This window comes from Nannocystis exedens (assembly GCF_002343915.1).
Classification (GTDB): Bacteria; Myxococcota_A; Polyangia; order Nannocystales; family Nannocystaceae; genus Nannocystis; species Nannocystis exedens.
Genome location: NZ_NETK01000001.1, coordinates 2,999,284 through 3,018,463, shown reverse-complemented (window position 1 = coordinate 3,018,463; position 19,180 = coordinate 2,999,284). Strand labels below are relative to the sequence as shown.

At 69.9% G+C, this 19,180-nt stretch carries 12 protein-coding genes; 9 read left to right on the top strand and 3 right to left on the bottom strand.

From position 1 onward, the window contains the following. Positions 1–49 precede the first annotated feature (49 nt). Together NAEX_RS11730 and NAEX_RS11725 are read left to right on the top strand one after the other, a co-directional pair. Complete coding sequence (locus NAEX_RS11730) at positions 50–880, top strand: SDR family NAD(P)-dependent oxidoreductase (protein ID WP_096327595.1); 831 nt, start codon at positions 50–52, stop codon at positions 878–880. Between the two features lie 91 nt (positions 881–971). Further along, entirely contained in the window at positions 972–1,373 is a 402-nt protein-coding gene (locus tag NAEX_RS11725) for a hypothetical protein (protein WP_096327594.1), read from the top strand. Between the two features lie 371 nt (positions 1,374–1,744). Here NAEX_RS11725 and NAEX_RS11720 read toward each other — a convergent pair whose 3' ends face one another. From NAEX_RS11720 to NAEX_RS11710, 3 genes are read right to left on the bottom strand one after another with little or no spacing between them, the layout of a single operon-like run. After that, complete coding sequence (locus NAEX_RS11720; protein ID WP_096327593.1) at positions 1,745–3,520, bottom strand: DUF5829 family protein; 1,776 nt, start codon at positions 3,518–3,520, stop codon at positions 1,745–1,747. A 50-nt stretch (positions 3,521–3,570) separates the two neighbouring features. Continuing rightward, positions 3,571–4,572, bottom strand: coding sequence for a hypothetical protein (locus NAEX_RS11715; RefSeq protein ID WP_143141354.1), 1,002 nt, complete (start codon positions 4,570–4,572; stop codon positions 3,571–3,573). 12 nt (positions 4,573–4,584) lie between these two features. After that, complete coding sequence (locus tag NAEX_RS11710) at positions 4,585–5,403, bottom strand: class I SAM-dependent methyltransferase (protein ID WP_096327591.1); 819 nt, start codon at positions 5,401–5,403, stop codon at positions 4,585–4,587. A 257-nt stretch (positions 5,404–5,660) separates the two neighbouring features. On the opposite strand from NAEX_RS11710, the gene NAEX_RS11700 reads away from it, so the two are divergent. From NAEX_RS11700 to NAEX_RS11670, 7 genes are all read left to right on the top strand, one after another. Continuing rightward, complete coding sequence (locus NAEX_RS11700; RefSeq protein WP_096327589.1) at positions 5,661–6,383, top strand: ABC transporter ATP-binding protein; 723 nt, start codon at positions 5,661–5,663, stop codon at positions 6,381–6,383. Further along, entirely contained in the window at positions 6,380–7,771 is a 1,392-nt protein-coding gene (locus tag NAEX_RS11695) for a DUF3526 domain-containing protein (RefSeq protein WP_096327588.1), read from the top strand. The genes NAEX_RS11700 and NAEX_RS11695 overlap by 4 nt, the downstream gene beginning before the upstream one ends. Before the next feature lie 14 nt (positions 7,772–7,785). Then, positions 7,786–9,180, top strand: a complete 1,395-nt coding sequence (locus NAEX_RS11690) for a DUF3526 domain-containing protein (RefSeq protein WP_170135652.1) — start codon at positions 7,786–7,788, stop codon at positions 9,178–9,180. Between the two features lie 1,000 nt (positions 9,181–10,180). After that, a complete protein-coding gene (locus tag NAEX_RS11685) occupies positions 10,181–11,320 on the top strand; it encodes a hypothetical protein (protein WP_100793482.1) in 1,140 nt (379 codons plus the stop codon). Continuing rightward, positions 11,317–12,909, top strand: a complete 1,593-nt coding sequence (locus tag NAEX_RS11680) for a S1 family peptidase (RefSeq protein ID WP_143141353.1) — start codon at positions 11,317–11,319, stop codon at positions 12,907–12,909. The genes NAEX_RS11685 and NAEX_RS11680 overlap by 4 nt, the downstream gene beginning before the upstream one ends. Further along, a complete protein-coding gene (locus NAEX_RS11675) occupies positions 12,906–16,277 on the top strand; it encodes a DUF6603 domain-containing protein (protein WP_096327584.1) in 3,372 nt (1,123 codons plus the stop codon). Before NAEX_RS11680 ends, NAEX_RS11675 begins: the two co-directional genes overlap by 4 nt. Further along, positions 16,274–19,171, top strand: a complete 2,898-nt coding sequence (locus NAEX_RS11670) for a hypothetical protein (RefSeq protein WP_096327583.1) — start codon at positions 16,274–16,276, stop codon at positions 19,169–19,171. Before NAEX_RS11675 ends, NAEX_RS11670 begins: the two co-directional genes overlap by 4 nt. Positions 19,172–19,180 lie beyond the last annotated feature (9 nt).

The window sequence follows — 19,180 nt, the reverse complement described above, 5'->3', positions numbered from 1 at the left end:
GGGCGCTGCGACCCTAGGCCGGCGGCGGCAAAGCTGCTATGGACCGGGCATGAAGAGCTTCACCGACAAGGTCGCGGCGATCACGGGCGCGGGCTCGGGCATGGGCCGCACGCTGGCGCTGGCGCTGGCGCGCCGCGGCTGCCACCTGGCGCTGTCCGACGTCAACGAGGTCGGCCTGGGCGAGACCGCGGCGCTGCTGCGAGACGCTCGCGTCAAGGTGACGACCCAGCGCGTCGACGTGGCCGACCGCGAGGCGATCTACGCGTGGGCCGATCAGGTGGTGCGCGAGCACGGCAAGGCCAACCTGATCTTCAACAACGCCGGCGTCGGGCTCGGGGCCACGGTCGAGGGCATGCGCCTGGAAGACTTCGAGTGGCTGATGAACATCAACTTCTGGGGCGTGGTCCACGGCACCCGCGCGTTCCTGCCCCACCTCAAGGCGGCCGGCGAGGGCCACGTGGTCAACACGTCGTCGGTGTTCGGCCTCATCGGCGTGCCGTCGCAGTCGGCCTACAACGCCGCCAAGTTCGCGGTCCGCGGCTTCACCGAGTCGCTGCGCCAGGAGCTCGACATCCTCCGCTGCGGCGTCTCGGCCACCAGCGTGCACCCCGGCGGGATCAAGACCAACATCGCCCGCGCCGGCCGGGTCGACCCCAGCATCGCCTCGCTCGGCGCCGACCCGGCGAACGCCAACCTCAAGTTCGAGAAGAACTTCATCACCACCGCCGAGTCGGCGGCCGAGACGATCCTCCGCGGGGTCGAGAAGAACAAGCGCCGCGTGCTCGTCGGCCCCGACGCGCACTTCATCGATGCGATGGCACGGCTGCTGCCCTCGCTGTATCAGCGGCTGATGGTGGCGGTGGCGCGCAAGCACATCTGAGCGGCCCAGCCGCGACGCGTGACCGTCGTCCGCGACGGGTGCGTCGCGCCGCCGTCACGCATGGCCCGGCGACCCGTCCAGCCCGCCGGCGATGGCGGCGGGTCGATCGTCGTCGCGGAGCGAGTGGTGGTTCACGCTCGCGACGGTCGACCCGGAGCCGGTGTTGCTGCTCGCCGGGGTGCACGGGCTCGCCGTGCTGCCCGACGACGAGCCGGACTTCTTCGCCCCGCTGACGCTGACCCACGACGGCAGCGAATGCGGGCAGGCGACCGACTGCGACGACCCGTGGGACCCGCTGCGCGTCGAAATGTCCCAGGGCGGGCCGGTGGTGCCGGTCACGCACAAGACCCGCACTGACGTCGGCGACTACCGCGTGGTCGTCAACCTCGCCGGCCGCTTCCGCGACCTCCACGACATGGCCGACCATTGCAACGAATGGACGGACCCGGTCCCTCAGGATTTCCACATGATGATGATTCATCGCGGCGATTGACGCGTGAGGACCAGTCCGGAGGCGCCCCGCCCCGCGACGCCGACGAGCCGGAGCCGCGGGCCCCTCGCCCGGGCTGCCGCGAGATAGTGACAGCTACCCGATGGGCCGCACAGTCAAGAGCGGGCCAGTGAAGCGTGGCGTGGAGCTTCGAGACGGTGCTGACCTCGGAGAGCGGCGGCGAAACCGAGTGCGGGGGGGCACGGCCACCCACACGAAGACCTGTGCCACTGCGACCCCGGCTGTATGACCGACCCGCAAGATCCACTCCATTGCATCCCCGTGTAAGCCGCTCCCGCTCCCGAGCGGACGCCGCATCGAACGTCGTGATCTGTGTTTCAAGGTCCGACGAGTGAGACAAGGCCGATGGGTCGTCACGGCACCGCTCGGCTCGGAGCGGGCTGTGCCGGTCCGAGGCGGAGCTCGGCGCGGTCCCCCATGCATTGCAGGTGCGCGACGCCGAGGACGAGGTCGCAGCTCGCGGCGCGCGTGAGACGGAACGTGACTGTGAGCAGACGGGTCGGGCCGTTCTCTGGCTGGAGCGAGATTTCGAGCCCCGCTTCCGTCAGCACCTCGCCCCCGCCCTGAGCCTCGTAGCCGAGCGCGAGCAGGCCGTCGGTGATCGTCTGCCGCGCGGCGGGATCGACGCCCAGGCGCACGCCGATGATGTCCGCGAGCAAGCGATCGCCGCGGGACCGTGGCCGCAAGAAGTCGCTGCGGGCGATGGCTCGCGGGCCGGCGCTGCGGGGATCGAGCCAGTGGGCGAAGCCTGGCGCGTACTCCGAGGCCCACACGGCGAGCCCGTCGACGAGCGGCGCGCGCGGGCCCGTGGTCTGCTTCCACGGGATCGGCACCGGCCCGGCGAAGTCGACGTAGTCGCTGGAGAAGAAGGGCCGCAAGCCGGCGGCTCGCAGCGAGGCGAACACCCGCGGCAGCGATCCCGGCACTTCTACCCCGAAACCAAGCCCGATCTGCCCGACGGGCTCGCCGAAGTGGTTTTGCGGCCCCATCAGCTCGAGGTAGGTCTCGGCGCCGCGGACGTAGAGCACGTCGGCGTCGGGACCGACCGGGCGGAAGTGTGGCAGTCCTGCGTCGACGGCCGCGAATTCCTCGAGCAGGAAGCGAGAGGTGCGGAGCGCGGCGTGCGTCTCGGCGTCGAGCACGACGTAGAGATGGTCGAGAGGCACCGGCGGTAGCCGATGCCGGCGGAAGAAGCGGTCGATCGCGTCGAGCACGTCGGTGCGATGCGACCCCAGAGCGTGACCGTCCCGGAGCTCCAGCAGTTCGCCGTGCATCGTCGCAAAGCGTCGCGCCTGAGCGATGTCCAGGCGGCGATCGTCGGAGCCGTGGATCAGCAGCGTCGGGGCCGCGAGCTCGCTCGCCCATCGCAACGGACTTCGGGCGCGGAGCGCCGCCTCTCGATCGGCGTCGAAGTCCGGGATCCCGGCGCGGAGCGTCGACTCGAGCTCGGGGCGTGCCGCGAGCACCGCCTGCATGTCGAACAGCCCGCTCGTGATGGCGACGGCGGCGACGTCCCGTCGCTCGCGCGCCAGCTGGAGCGCGTTCACCGCCCCGCGGGAGACGCCCCACACGAGCCAGCCGTCGCTCTCCGCGTCGGGCTGCAGCGCCGAATGCTCGATCCACGCCGTGATGCGCTCGTTCTCTGCGCCGCCGAGCTCGTCGCTCGCCGCGGGAGACCCGTACTCCGGGGCGAGCACGAGGTACCCGCGTTCGGCGAGGCCCGCGAGCTCGACGAGGTCGCCGAAGCGCAGTCGGTCTTGCTGCTCGAGGCCGTCGCGGAGAAATACGACCACCGGCCAGCGCGTGCCCGGAACTGGGCGCGGGCGCAACACGTGACCTCCGTCGGGGAACGCCAGACACCGCCCATCCCCCGCTTGGAGGGCGACGAAGGCCGGCTCGGGATAGGCGGCCTCGAGCTGCGCTCGCGTCGGCGCCGCATCGAGCGGGTCCGCGGGCTCGGTCGCGAGCGAGTCGATGAACGCGTCGTACGAGGCGAACGGCACCGCGCAGGCGAGCGGCGGCGGGCCGGCCGCTGGTGGAAGCTCGAGCGCGCGATGGTGGGAGTCCGGCTCGATCGCCGGCGTGTCCGCGGCCCCGCAGGCGACGAGCTGCGCGAGCGCGGCTGCCATGCCTCGCCACGCCCACGTCCTTCGCCGCGGCGGCGTCGCCTCGCCGGTGCTCATCGAGTGACCTGCATCAGGGCGTGTCGCGGCGAGCATCGGCCGGAGCCGTCGTCGAACCAGGTGCGGACGAGGGAGAGCACGCCGGGCTTGTCGTCGCCGATGAAGGTGGCCCGCAGCTCGGAGTAACGCGCGAGCACGGGGGCCGCCCGGGCGCGGAGGGCCACGTCGTCGTCGTTGTCCTGGTGACCGACGGGCACCGCGTAGACGAAGCGCCCCTCGGCGGACTCGAAGGTCGGGATGTGGATGAATTCGCGCTCGACGAATTCGCCGGTCATGGCCTCGTGCTCCGCGGCCTCGGCGAAGAAATCGACGGCGTGTTCCGGGTAGCCGAACAAATGGCCGTAGCCGCGGAAGCGCCGGGTCGTGGGATCGGCGTCGACGGCGTCGACGATGGCGAGCGGCGGTGCGTCCGCGGCCACGCCGATGGCGGCGAACAGATCGGCGAAGAGCTCGACGGTCTCCCGCACGCGCGGGACGTGGAAGACGACGCCGTCGGCGTAGGCGACGCCGTCGAAGGTCGCGTGGAACACCTGGACGCTCGCGGTCAGCTCGGGGGTGCAGGTGAACGCGGCCACGATCGTGCGCAGCGCGTCCAGCTCGGGGGGCGCCGGCTCGGCCGCCGGATAGCTGAGCTCGGCGAAGCCCGAGCTCATCGGCTTGATGTCGGCCGCGATGGTGTAGAGAGCCTCCCGGTCGAGCGCGAGCAGCAGCAGCTCCTCGGCCTGGGCGCGCAGCTCGTCCGGCAACCGCTCGAGCGGGAAGCACTCGGAGCACGCGACGATCGGCGGCTCGGGGAGGTCGCCGCTGGTGTCGGTCGCGCCCGCGTCATCGCCGGTGACGGTCGGCGCGGCGTCCGTCGACATGTCGCCGGTCGTCGTCGCGGCCTCGGTGGTGCCGGCGGTGGCCGTCTCCCCGGGATGGGTATCGGCGCCGCAGCTCGCGGCGAACCCCGCGAAGATCCACGGCAACCACCACGGTGGTACGCATGCTTCACGCATGATGTCGCTCCTTCACGCGCCGCGCACGCCGAGCCCGAGCAGCGCGGTCTGCTGATAGCGGATCTCTCCGCCCCCCAGGCGGTCGCGCAGATCCCCGACGACGCGGACCGCGAGGCGCTCGCGGGCGTCGGCCGCCATGCCGTTCAAGAGCGGCGCGAGCAGCACGTTGGCGCGCGCGTGAACGGCCCAGAACGCGTCGACGTCCGCGGCGAAGAACTCGTGTGCGACCCGCGAGACCTCGATCCGCTCGAAACCGGCCTCCGCGAGCGCGTCGTGCATCGCCTCCGGCGTGGCGAGCGGCAGCTCGAGCGGCGGGCCCCCCGGCCCGGCCAGCGCCGCGCGGAGGCACTCGGAGAGGACGACCGGCGGCGTCCCGGGATCGAGCGGGGCCCAGGACCCGATTACCGCTCGCCCTCCCGGCCGGAGGACGCGCCGGAGCTCGCGCAGGCCGAGCGCGCGGTCGGGGAAGAAGATCAGCCCGAACATCGAGAACGCGGCGTCGAACTCCGCGTCCGCGTACGGCAGCGCCTGCCCGTCGCCGACCACGGCCTCGACGTTGCCGAGCCCCCTCCCCTTCGCCTCGGCCCGGAGCCGCTCGATCATCACCGGCGAGAAGTCGAGGGCCGAGACGTGACCGACTTCCGCGGCTACGAGAAACGCGAGGGTGCCGGGGCCCGCGGCGACGTCGAGCACGCGCGCGTCTCGGTCCGGGCGCGCGAGCCCGACGGCCGCCCGGGCGTAGCGAGCGAGCACGGGGGCGAAGAGATCGGTGTAGCCGGCCTCGACGCTGTCCCAGGCGGTCGGCTGGTGAAAGGCGGCAGGAGAGGTCATCGCGTGACGTTCCTTCGGGAAAGAGGTCGAGCGTGCGTGCTTCAGGCCGACACGGGGGCCGGCTCGGCGCGCATCTCGGGGGACGGGTCTTCCGACAGCGGCAGCTCGCCGCGGGGCGGAGTCTCCCCGCGCTCGACCGTGACACAGATGCAATGACATTGCAAGAGCAATCTCATCTTGAAAAACTGGTCGGGGCCCTTGCCCGGGCAGAAACCACCTGACATCCCTACCGTGTCGAAGCGAGACGGAGTCGGACCATGCTGCGTGCCGAGGCGCTGACGAAGCGATACGAAGAAGTGGAGGCGCTCACGGGCCTCGAGCTGGAGGTGCGGCCCGGCGAGGTGTATTGCCTGCTCGGCCCGAACGGGGCGGGCAAGAGCACGACGATGAACCTGTTCCTCGGCTTCGCCGCGCCGACCGCCGGTCGCGCGTGGGTGTGCGGCCTCGACGTGCAGCATCACCTGATCGAGAGCAAGCGGCACCTCGCGTACATCCCCGAGCAGGTCCACCTCTATCCGCACCTGAGCGGGGCGGAGAACCTCGAGTACTTCGCGGGGCTCGGCGGCAGCGCGGTGTCGGGGCCGGAGATCGCGGCCTTGCTCGAGCGGGTGGGGCTGCCTGCGGCGGCGCATCACCGCCGCAGCGGCGAGTACTCCAAGGGGATGCGGCAGAAGGTCGGGCTGGCGATCGCGGTCGCCAAGCGGGCCCGCGCCCTGCTCCTCGACGAGCCGACCTCCGGCCTCGACCCGCGCGCGTCGTTCGAGTTCTCGCGGCTCGTGCGGTCGATGTGCGACGAGGGCGTCGCCGTCTTGATGGCCACGCACGACCTCTTCCGCGCCCGCGACCTGGCGAGCCGGATCGGCATCATGTCCGCCGGCCGTCTGGTGTGGGAGGGCGGCAGCGGCGACCTCGCAGGCGAGGACCTCGAGCGCGTCTATCTCGAGCACGTACGCCGCGCCGCGGAGGAGGCGGCGGCATGATCGGCCGGATCGTGCGGCACGAGCTGCGCTCCGCCCGGCGCGACGGCCGGATCCGCACGGTGCTCCTGCTCACCCTCGCCTTGCTCGCGGTCGCGGTGATCGCCGGCGCGACGAACGTGCGCGCCCTGCAGGCGCAGCGCGAGGAGGCGGCGGCGCTGGAGCGGGCCAACTGGCTCGCGCAGGGCCCGAAGAACCCCCACGCGGCGGCGCACTTCGGGCAATACGCGTTCAAGCCCATCTCGGGGCTCGCGCTGTTCGACCGCGGGGTCGACCGCTACCTCGGGAGCGCCGTGTGGCTCGAGGCGCACCGCAGGAACACGCTCGTGCACCGCCCCGCCGACGACGCGCCCGCAGTCCAGCGCTTCGGAGATCTGTCGGCCGCGAACATCTTGCAATGGATCGGCCCGCTGCTCGCGCTGCTCCTGACCTTCGCGGCGATCGCCGGCGAACGCGAGCGCGGCACGCTCCGCCTGCTCGTGAGCCAGGGCGTCCGGCCGCAGGCGCTCGTGCTCGGCAAGCTCGCCGCGGCGATGCTGGTGCTCGCGCCGCTGGTGCTCGCGGCGCTGCTGGCGGCGGCGACGCTCGCGGGCGCGACCGAGCTGCCGCGCGTCGGCTTGCTCGCGCTCGGCTACGGCCTCTACCTCGGCTGCTTCGCCGCGCTCAACCTGGCGATCTCGGCGCGCGCGCGCAGCTCGAGCGCCGCGCTGGTCGGCTCGCTCGCGCTGTGGGTCGTCGCGGTGGTCGCGGTCCCGAGGATCGCCGCCGACATCGCGGCCTGGGCCCATCCGACCCCGTCCGAGCACGACTTCTTCGCCCAGGTCGCGCGCGACATCAAGCTCGGAATCAACGGACATGACCCCAGGGACAGCCGCACCGAGGCGCTCAAGGCCGAGCTGCTCGCCCGGTACGACGTGAAGACGGTCGAGGAGCTGCCGGTCAACTTCGCCGGGGTCGCGCTGCAGGCCGGTGAGGAGTACGGCGACCGCGTCTACGACCGTCGCTACGGCGAGCTGCACGCGATCCACCGGCGTCAGGCGGAGGTCCGGCTGGCGCTGGCGCTCCTGTCGCCGCGGCTCGCGCTGCAACCGCTGTCGGCCGCGCTGTGCGGCACCGACCTCGCGGCTCACCGCGAGTTCGCTGCGGCGGCGGAGGAGCACCGACGAGCGCTCGTCCGCCGCCTCAACGAGGACGTCGCGCAGCACCCGGGCGCGAGCCCCTTCGAATACCTCGCCGGGCCCGAGCTGTGGCGCGAGCTGGGTGAGCTCCGCCAAGACGACGCCGACCCACCGCCCGCGGATCTGCGCGGCCTTGCGATCCTCGGCGCGCTGTTCCTCCTGGCGACGTCGCTGGCGCTCGCGTCGGCGCGGCGCCTCCACGTCGACCCCTGAACCCGGAGAGCCTCGTGCGGCCCTCGCTCCTTCGATCTCAGCTCCGCCTCCTGCTCCGCGAGCCGACGTTGCGACTCGGCGCGCTCGTGCTGCTCCTCTGCTTCGGGTACGCGCTCGCCCGCGGTCGCGCGTGGGCGCTCGCGGACGCGGAGCAGCTCGCTCGCGTGCAGCACGACGTCGACGCAGAGGTCGGGAAGAAGCGGGAGGAGGTCGCGGACGTCGAGGCCGGCCGCGTGCGCGCCGAGGAGCGGCCCTTCGCCGGCAGCCCGCTCGATTACAAGGTCGCGGCAGCGCTGCCGCCAGGGCCCCTCGCCGCGCTCGCCACGGGGCAGCGCGACCTCGCGGCCAGCGTCACCCAGGTCACGCCATGGGGCCGCAGCGACGCGCTCCTTACCCGCCAATCGCTCGCCGACCCGGAGCAGCTCCAGGCGGGCACCTTCGACGCGGCGTTCGTCGTCGTGTACCTGCTGCCGCTGCTCGTCATCGGTCTGACCTTCGATCTGCTGGCGGGTGAGCGCGAGCGCGGCACCTTGCGGCTCGTCCTCTCGCAGCCGATCTCCCCGGCGGGCTTCTTGCTGGCCAAGCTCGCGGCGCGGCTCGTCGTGATCCTCGCGCTGCTCGGGCTGTTCGGCGTCGCTGCAGCCGCGGCTCTCGGGACGGGCGTCACCGCTGGGTTGCTCGCGTGGATCGCGGTCGCAGCGGTCTACGCGCTGTTCTGGTCCGCGCTGGCCTTCGCCGTGAACACCCGCGGTCGCAGCTCGGCCGCCAACGCGATGACCCTCGCCGGCGCGTGGGTGTCGCTGGTGCTGGTGTTGCCGGCGGCGATCAACACGGTCGTCGAGCAGGCGCTCCCGCTGCCCTCGCGGATGGTGCTGATCGGAGAGCTCCGAGCCGCCGAGAATCGGGCTGCGGCGTGGATCCACGACCACCCGGAGCTCACCGGCGACGACGTGTTCGCCTGGGCGCGCGCCCACTACCGGGTCCAGCGCGCCGTCGAAGAAGAGACGGCCCCGCGCTTCGCGGCCTTCGCCGCGCGACTCGAGGCGCGCACGGAGCTCGTGCGCGCCTCGTCATGGGTATCCCCGCCGGTCCTCGTCCACGAGGCGCTGAGCGAGCTCGCTGGAACGGGGCCAGCCCGCCACGCGGCCTTCGGCGCGCAGGTGCTGGCGTTCGTCGACTCGCTGCGCGGGGAGATGGCGCCGCGGCTGTACGCCGGGCGACGGCTGACAGCCGGCGAGTACGACGCGCTCCCCCGGTTCACGTTCGTCGAGGAGGAGCCCGCGCAGGTCGCCGTCCGGCTGGTGCCGCCGCTCGGGCTGCTCGTCGTCGCCTCCGCGGGCCTGCTGCTCTGGGGAGTCCTTCGCCTGCGGCGTGGAGAGCCGCCGGTGCGCGGACCGAAGGTCGGATGACTCCGGTCGATGGAGTCATCCTCGCAGGCAGAGGTCGCGACGCGTCCGTGGTGGTCGCAGTGGCCTGATCGCTCTTACCGACCGGCCCGAGGAGCCGAGCCACACGCTGACCGCGGTGGCGGAGCAGGAGAGAAGGGCCATGCCCGCGGTCGGGTTCCCTGCGAATAGCCGCCTGCCGCGGCGCATGACGGCTCAGAAGACCGGCGGAGATTCGAGGTTGTCCTCTTCGATCTCGTCTTGATCAATGCGGAGATGGTTCCCCTCGGAACACCCGGATGAAGCAATCAATCCTTGCGCCGTGCATGAAAAGCCCGAGGCACGGCCGTTAGTTGAAGTTTGCAGCGATCGAAGCGAGCCCATGGTCCCGCGAGTGCCTCGAGCGCTTCCGGATGCCCATCGGCAAAACCCGCAAAATCACCTGGCGGTTCACCCAAGGGCGTGATCGATCGCTGTTCGAGCTCGAGCAGAGCACGACGCCTCGGTGGCGACTGGCGACGAGCGAACCGGACGCGGCCGGCCGGAGAGAATTTCGATTTCTTGCTCGAGTGCCGCGATCGTTGCGGTCGCGGTGGCCACTGGTACATTGAGACGACCTGCAAGGTCGCGGTGATGAGAGCCTCGCGTGATTACGAGCGCGAGGGCGAGAACGGACCATGTCGCAATTGCCGATCCATAGCGCACGAGTAGAACGCCGGAGCTCCCATGCTCTCGTACCGGCGGATGTACTCGGGCTCGTCGCGTGCCCGCACCGCGACACCGTCGAGGTGTCTTCCGACGGGGCCACCGACACCGCCACGGAGGCGAACTGCGTGGAACCGTCCGGCGACGGCATCGTCGTGAAGCGCGGGCGAAGGACATCCTCTGAAGGAGCGCCCCGGCCGGCGTGGAGCTTCGCCTCAGCAGGGCCGGAGAGCGGTCCAGTGCATGCGCGCGGGTGCGGCACCTTTACCGAGGCCTCCCGCGGGCGGCGATCGCACCTGTGGAACGTGGAGGGACGGCCGTGAGGACCGCCGGCGAGATGCACGAGCTGGTGCTTCATGCGGAGCGAGCCCTCCTGCGTCACCCGGGCGTGACGGGCGTGGGATTCGGGTGGAAGGAGACGGGCGGCGAGGTGACTGAATCTCCCGCGCTGCGAGTTTATGTGCGCAGGAAAGTCCCCCGCTGCGAGCTCCGGCGGGCCGAGATCATCCCCGAGCGGCTGGCGGGCCTCACCACCGACGTGCTGCCGGCGCGCATCGGCGTACCCACCGTCGACCTCGAATCAGGGCTCCGCCCCGCGCTCACGTCCGGCCTCGCCATCACCAATTTAAAGGCATGGGTGGACCGACCGGCTCCGGGGCCTGAGGGCGCCGGGCTCGGCACGCTCGGCTTCTTCGCCAGCGAGCGCGGACCGGACGGGCGCACGACTCCACTGCTGGTATCGAACCGGCACGTGTTGCTCGCGCACGGGGCGCGGCGCGGCGACTTCGTCTACCAGCCCGAATACACCCGCCGAGATGGAGTCTGCGTATTCCAGGCGGACAGCCTCGAGCCGGTCGCTACGATCGCCGACGAGGGCTGCGCAGACAATTACACGTATGGATACCCCGGTGAGGCGGCGCAGGCGTACTTCATCGATTGCGCGACCGCGCGGTTGTTGACGGAGCACGGCGTCCACGCGACCCCCCAGCTGCCCCCGCCCGGCGTCCGCGGAGTCGCCGCGGTGAAGGGGATCGCGCGCGTCCACCCGCTGGACGTGATCGACGGCCGGTCGCCGCGGGTCTACAAAATTGGCCAGGCCAGCGGGATCACCGTCGGCAGGGTCGTCGACGTGGCCGCGCCGATCGCCACGGCGCGAGGCGAGCAGCGGCTCCGCAACCTGATCATCCGCGACGACCGGCCCGCCGCCGGGCGCACCGGCGACTTCGTCGCGGCCGGCGACTCGGGCGCGTTGATCGTACACGAGCGCGGCGCCGCGGTCGGCCTGCTGTGGGGAATGAGCGATGGTCGCTCGCCCGAGGCCTACGCCTGCCACATTCATCCGCTGCTCCACCGGCTCGGTGTGACGCTGCTGAAGCGCGAACCGCCCTGGCGCCGCGCCGCGGCCCCTCGCTCCGGGCCGCTCCGCTCCACAAAAGACAAACACAAAGGGGCCTCATGACGCTGACTCAAGTTCAACTGGTCACAAAGCAACACGAGCTGAGTAAGAAACTGAAGGAGAAACACAATTCTGCGGACCCCCTACATCCGTACATCCTCGGCGTCGGATTCGGCCTCAAAGAGACCAACGGGGAGGTGGACGATCCGCCGCAGGTCGCGTACCGGGTCTATTTCAACTCCACCTGCACGAACATTGGTGGAGAGATCACGGTGCCTTTCGGTGTATCTCTCGAGCTTCCGTACCCCCCCATCTGCACGATCAACGTCGCGGCTATGCACCTGGTCCCTGCCAACGTCAAGGTGGTCCAGGGTTCGCAGCATGACGTGCTCGTCAGCGGGGTCGAAATCCACAGCGGACGCGGTTCTGCGGATCATGGGCTCGGCCCCGGGACTCTGGGCTTCTTCGCCACCCTGGACTCGCTCACGGGTCAGGAGAAGTTCAAGAACGTCCTCGCGGTGACCTGTAAACACGTATTGATCGAGAAGCCCTTCGTCCCCAACGGGCCCGACAAGAAAGTGTACGGACCGGGCGATGAGGCGTGGCACTTCTTGAAATCGATCGCCGAGATCCTCGACAAGAGCTACAGAAGCTCTCGATTATTTCGCTATGACGACGACCCCGGCACCAGCAGCGACACGTACCCCTATTTCATGGACGTTGCGGCCGCCAGACTGAACGTCGAGAAGGAGACCACGTGCTGCAAGTCCCTGTGCGCCGGTGAAAAGACCAGGTTCGACAACGCGGTGCAGCACCTCTCCGGTGGCATCACGAACCATTCCCGCGTGAAGCACATTGATCTAATCGAGTGGGAGGAGGGCAACCCCAAACCCAAGCCCAAGCTCTACAATGTGCTCAAGTCTGGAAACAAGACCGGCCTCACCGAGGGCAGGGTGATCGACGTGATGGCGCCCTATCTGTATGACAACGTGATCGTCATTGAATCGACCAGCAAGGACGCCAACAACAAGCTCTTGAACTTCGCCGACGAGGGCGACTCCGGCGCCGCCTTGTTGAACGCCCAGCACGAGATCGTGGGCATGGTGTTCTCAATCGACGCGACCACCCAGACCCGGGCTTACGCGTCCCACATCCACCCCGTCCTGGCCTGGCTGAAGGCCACGCCCGTGTCCAACGCCAACCTGGTCCCCGGCAGCGATACGCTGGAAGATACGCCGTTCGCGATCGACGACCCGGGCGCGGGTCACGCCGCGCGCCTGCGGGCCGCGTTCCTCGGATCCACCGACGGGCGCCTCATCGCCGACATCCTGCTGACGCACCGGAGCGAGATCCTCCACCTCGTCAACACCAACCGACGGGTCACGGTGGCCTGGCACCGCCACAAGGGCCCCGGGTTCGTCAATCACCTGGTGAAGAACGTGCGCGACCCGAACCACCCGATCCCGCAGGAAATCGACGGTGTGACCCGCGAGGCGCTGATCCGGACCATGGCCCGCGTACTCGCCGAACACGGCAGCGCGGCGCTGGCGGAGGTCGCGACGAATTATCTCGACACGGCGCTGGAGTACGCCCGGCGCTTCGACAGCCTGCATGAGCTCGCCGACGGGCTCAAGAAAGAGGAGCGAGCGTGAGCAACGCAGACGGCACCCTCGAGCTCGTGCTCGTGGCGATCACTGAGGCGCTCGACAGGCTCACGCGCCAATTGGCGCCCGGGCACGCGAGCACGCTGTTCGCCGCGCTCGAGATCCCAATCACCGGGGCACAGGCGAGCGCACTCCTGCAGGGGCCGCTCAAGTCGCTGATCGGCGGCCTGCGCGACGCCGTCCAGCGCGCAGCGGAGCTCAGCGACGCCATCGAGGACGAGGACGTGGGCAAGATCGCCTCCGCCGGCGTCGGCCTGATCGCCAAGCTCGCGGACGTGATCGCGGCCCTCGAGGCCCTCGACTCGCTGCAAGGGCTCGACGTCGATCCGGCCATCCTCGCCAAGCTCCCCGAGCGCATGTTCAACTATGCGATCGTCGAGTACCTCCACCAGTTCCGCGGCGTCAACGAGGGGCTGGAGCTGCTCGGCATGCTCGAGCGGCAAGAGCACACGGGCCCCGACAATATCCCGTACGAGACGTTCAAGTTCCACCTCGCCCGCCTTGGCCAATGGCTCAAGTCGCCGGCGGCTGTCCTGAATACCCTGTACGGCTGGGGCAACGCAACCTTCGATCACGCCGAATTGCTGGGACATCTCGAGCGCCTCCTGGCCTCGCGCGGCGCCCCGGTGCTGCTCGTCACGGGCGGCGCGGTCCCCAAGCTCGACGTCGTCGACTTCGAGCTCGAGCCGGTCGACGCCGGCGCCGTGGAAGGGCTTGCCATTCGTCTGAAGGCCGACCAGGTCGCCGCCGAGCACGTGTGGACCAGCGAGGACTGGAGCGCCCGGCTCGCCGTCGACATGAGCCTGCCGAACCTGACCGAGCTCATTCTCTCCCCGGACGGCGGGCTCCGCATCGTCCCGCCGGCGTCCGGCACCTACGATGGTGCGATCGAGCTGAAGATCGCCGCCGATCGCAGCCAGGCCGCCGAGCCGTACGTCCTCCTCGGCCAGCCGGGCGGGAGCCGGCTCACCCTGCGCCGATTCGAGCTCACCGCCGGCGCCGGTTTCGAGTGGGACGCCGGCGAGGCGAGCGGCGAGCTCCGCATCGGCGGCGGCCTCGTCGGTGGAGAGCTCGTGATCGCCCTCGAGCAGGCCGACGGTTTTTTGGGCAAGATCCTGTCCGGCGTCCACGTCGAGTCGCAGTTCGACCTCGGCTTCACCGCCTCGTCCGAGCACGGCATCACCTTCACCGGCAGCAGCGCGCTGGAGATCAAGCTGCCGCTGCACCTCGCCCTCGGGCCGGTCGAGCTCAATGCGCTCACTTTCTCGGTCGGCATCAAGGGCAATCAATTTCCCACGAGCATCGGCGCCGACATCAAGGCCGCGCTCGGGCCGCTCGAGGCGGTCGTCGAGGACATCGGGCTCAAGATCGACCTGTCGCTCAAGGACGACCGCAGCGGCAACGCCGGGCCGCTGGACCTCGCGCTCGGCTTCAAGCCGCCGAAGGGCGTCGGCCTCAGTTTGGACGCGGGCGTCGCCAAGGGCGGCGGCTACCTGTTCTTCGACTTCGCGCGCGAGGAGTACGGCGGGGCCCTCGAGATCTCGGTGCTCGAGCTCGTCACGGTGAAGGCGGTCGGGCTCATCACCACCAAGATGCCGGACGGCTCCAAGGGGTTCTCGCTGCTGATCCTGATCAGCGCCGAGTTCACCCCGATCCAGCTCGGCTTCGGCTTCACGTTGAACGGCGTCGGCGGTCTGTTCGGTTACAACCGCCGGATGATGCTCGACGCGCTGCGCGGCGGGATCCGCACCGGCGCCATCAACAGCGTGCTGTTCCCGAAGGACGTCGTCAAGAACGCGCCGAAGATCATCAGCGACCTCAAGTCCTTCTTCCCCGCGCACGACGGCAAGTTCGTCGTCGGGCCGATGGCGAAGATCGGCTGGGGCACGCCCACGCTGATCTCGCTCACGCTCGGGCTCTTCATCGAGATCCCGGGCAACGTCGCCATCGCCGGCATCCTCGCGCTCAACCTGCCGGACGAGGCCGCGGCGCTGATCGTCATCAAGGTCGCCTTCATCGGCACGCTCGACTTCGACAAGAAGATGTTCGCCTTCGACGCGAGCCTTTACGAGTCGAGGATCCTGTTCATCACGCTCGAGGGCGACATGGCGGTGCGCCTGACGTGGGGGGACAACCCGCAGTTCCTCCTGTCGGTCGGCGGGTTCCATCCGACCTACGAACCGCCGCCGCTGGCGCTGCCGTCGCTGCGACGGATCACCTATTCGATCCTGGACACCTCCTGGGCCCGGATCCGGATGGAGTCCTACTTCGCGATCACCTCCAACACGGTGCAGTTCGGCTCGCGCTCCGAGGCGTTCTTCGGCTTCGACGACTTCAACGTCTCCGGCCACCTCGGCTACGACGTCCTGCTGCAGTTCTCGCCGTTCTACTTCGTCGCGGGGGTCTCGGGCGGGTTCTGCCTCGAGGTGTTCGGCTTCGACGTCTTGACGATCCACCTCAAGGCCTCGCTCGAGGGGCCGTCGCCGTGGCGGATCAAGGGCAGGGGCAGCGTCTCGATCCTGTTCTGGGACATCGAGGTCGACTTCGACGAGACCTGGGGAGAGGCGAAGAACACCGCGCTGCCCGGCATCGACGTCATGCAACTGTTCGCGGGCGAGGTCGGCAAGGACGCCAACTGGAAGGCGCTCGCGCCCAAAACGAAGAACCTGCTGGTGTCGCTGCGCAAGCTCGAACCCGGCCCCCTGGTCTTGCATCCGGCGGGCAAGCTCGTGATGAGCCAGCGCGCGGTCCCGCTCGGCTTCACCCTGGACAGGGTAGGGAACCGCCAGCCGGAGGGCGTCCATCGCGTCGAGATCACCGCGGCGACCACCGGTTCGACCGTTCACGGCCTGTCGCCGGTGACCGAGCAATTCGCACCCGGCCAGTTCCAGACCATGACCGACGCCGAGAAGCTGTCGCGCCCGTCGTACGAACCGATGAACGGCGGCGTGGTCATCGACATCGGCGACGGCGCGCTCAAGTCCGGCAAGAAGACCGTTCGCACGATCGCCTACGAGACGACGATCATCGACAAGGCGCCGGCCAAGCCGCCGAACAACGCCCTGCAACCGATCCCCGGGGCCCTGTTCCATACGCTCCTCGGCGGCGCGTCGGTCGCCCGCTCGCAGCTGTCGAACCGTAAAAAGAGCCAGATGCAGCCCCACGCCGAGAAGATCGCGGTGGCCGCGGAGGGGTTCACCGTCGCGTCCACGCAGGACAACACGCCGCACGGCGGCGCGGCCTCCTTCACCAGCCACGCCATGGCCACCGATCACATGAAGCAGGCGCTCGCCGGTGACCCGGCGCTGAAGGGCTCGTTGCACGTGATCCCCAACTACGAGGTAAAAGCGTCGTGAGCGCGGAAGACCCCACCTATTCGTTCCTGTCCTGGCTACGGACCGGGATCGCCAACAGCATCACGTCCGTCGCCCCGGGGGCCACCCGCGCGACGATCGCGGTCGATCTGACGGCGACCGGGACCGGCCCGGCAGGCCCCGTTCAGCAGACGATCCCCCGATCCGTGGGCCTCTACGGCCCCGGTGACATCGTCGGCATCGACAAGAAGGCGATCATCAAGGTCGAGCCTCGTCACTGGACGGTCGGCTTCGAGCCCAATTACCTGCCGTACGTCGAGTTCTACGACGAGGACTTTCCGTGGCGCTACACGCCGGCCGCGCCTGCCTCGCCGGAGAGGCTCTCGCCGTGGCTCGCGCTCGTGGCCCTGACGGAGGACGAGTTCCAGGACGGCAAGAACATGCAGGGGCGGCCGCTGCCCTTCATCGAGCTCACCGCCGCCGCCGACCTGAGCAAGGTGTTCCCGCCCGCCGCGCAGCTGTGGGCGTGGGCCCACGTGCATGTCAACGAAGATGTCCCCGAGGCCAGCCTCGAAGCCGCGCTCGAGGCCAACCCCGATCGGGCCTACTCGCGGATCTTGTGCCCGCGTCGCCTCGAGCCGGACACGACCTACCACGCGTTCCTGGTCCCGGCGTTCGAGACCGGGAGGCGCGCCGGGCTGGGTCTGGACGTCGGGGGTGCGACCAGCGCGACCCAGTCGGCGTGGGCACCGGGCCGGAGCGAGGTCCCGAACCACTACCCCTATTATCATCGCTTCCGCTTCCGCACCGGGGCGCTCGGCGACTTCGAGCAATTGGTCAAGCTGCTCCAGCCCCAGCCGGTGGACAAGCGCGTCGGCGTGCGCGACATGGACGTCAACCACCCGGGCTCGGGCCTGCCCGCGATCGACCTCCCGGAGGGGCTCGCGGGCGTGCTCAAGCTCGGCGGCGCCCTGCGCGTGCCGCTGGACAGCCTCGGGGGCGACGACCAGGACGAGGTGCTCGCGTACGACCTGTGGGACGAGAATCCGTATCCGCACCCGTTCCAGCAGGCGATGGCGGCCCGGCTGAACCTCGCCGACGAATACCAGGAACAGGCGCCGGCCGGCGATCCGGTCGTCACCTCGCCGCTGTACGGCCGCTGGCACGCGCTCACCCGCCGCGTCGAGCCGGACAATACTTCCGACCCGACCTCCAGGAATTGGGTGCATGAGCTCAACCTCGATCCGCGCTTTCGCGTCGCGGCCGGGCTCGGGACCAGGGTCATCCAGAAGGGCCAGGAAGAGTACATGACCGCCGCCTGGGAGCAGGTCGGCGAGGTCATCGCCGCCAACAACCAGCTCCGGCTGGCGCAGGTCGCCCAGAGCGTATCGACGTGCCTCTACGACAAGCACATCGCCTCGCTCGCCACGACCGACGCGTTCCTGCTGACCGCGCCGGTACACCGGCGCGTCCTCTCCGCCGGAGTGACCGTGCATAAGCGGGTCGCGGACAGCGTGGTGCCGTCGGCGGTCACCTCCGCGCAATTCCGCCGGCTGACCCGCCCCGGCGCGACGATCATGAAGCGGCTCGGCCTCGGCAGCGCTGCGTCCGCGATCGTCGAGGCGATCAACGCCGGGACGATCCCGGCGGCGCCGGCGAAACCGCGACCGGACGGCGCCGGCACGCTCGCGGACGTCGCCGGCCACCTCGATGTGGTGAATGTGCCGAAGCCCCAGATCGAGACCCTCGACGAGCGACAGACGCCCAAGCAGATCGAGGAGATCGAGCCGTCGCCGGAGTACCCGGGGGGGGACGACGCGCGCAAGGCTTTCGGCCAGGCCCTGGTCGACGTCTATACGTACACGTCGGTCGAGTTCAAGGTCCCGGAAAAATCACCGCTCGACCTCGCCGGGGTCGTCGCGTCCACGCTGGAGGCCCTCGATCCCGCGACCTCCATCCCCAAGCGGACGCAGCAGACCGTGCAGCTCCCGGCGTGGGTGCAGGCCGACATGGTCGAGACATTCGCGCCGGTGATGGCCTATCCGGTCTTCGACCTGCCGATGTACAAGCCGCTGAGTGAGCTGTCCGCCGAGCTGTTCCTGCCGCAGATCCACCTGATCCCGCAGAACAGCCTCACGCTCCTGGAGACCAACCAGAAGTTCGTCGAGGCCTACATGGTCGGCCTCAACCACGAGATGGGCCGCGAGCTGCTGTGGCGCGAGTTCCCGTGCGACCAGCGCGGCAGCTACTTCCGGCAGTTCTGGGACGTCGGCAGCGTCTTGCCCGATTCGGCCGAGGAGGCCGAGCGGGAGGCGCTCCGCGACATCCCGAAGATCCACCAGTGGTCGAAGCTCTCGGAGCTCGGCGAGCACAACCACCGCGAGGCCGGCGGCGACGCGGCGCAGATCGTGCTCGTCGTCCGCGGCGAGCTCCTCAAGCGCTACCCGACCGCGGTCCTCTACGCGCAGAAGGCGGTGTGGCACCAGAAACCGGGCGGCGGGTACGAGCGCCGGCTCGATCCGTCGCCCGGCGCCGTCCGAGTCCCGCTGTTCGAGGCCAAGGTCGATCCGGACATCTATTTCCTCGGGTTCGACCTCACCGCGGCGGACGCGGCGGGCGACCCCGATCCGCTCCAGGGGGACGCCGGCTGGTTCTTCGTCATCCAGGAGCGCCCCGGCGAGCCGCGCTTCGGCCTCGACGAAGCGGAGGGCTCGCCGCCTCTGCCCCAGACCTGGAACGACCTCGCCTGGGCCCACCTGGGCACGCCGTCCGGGGCGTCGATCGATCTCAGCCAGACCTCGATCGCGCTCGCCAATCCCGGCAGTGAGGACGCCCAGGCGTCCTGGGGCGCCAATACGAACTCCGCCGAGCTTGCCTACATTCTCTATCAGGTCCCCGTGCTCGTCGCCGTGCATGCTTCCCGCATGCTCCCCTGACAACCGACA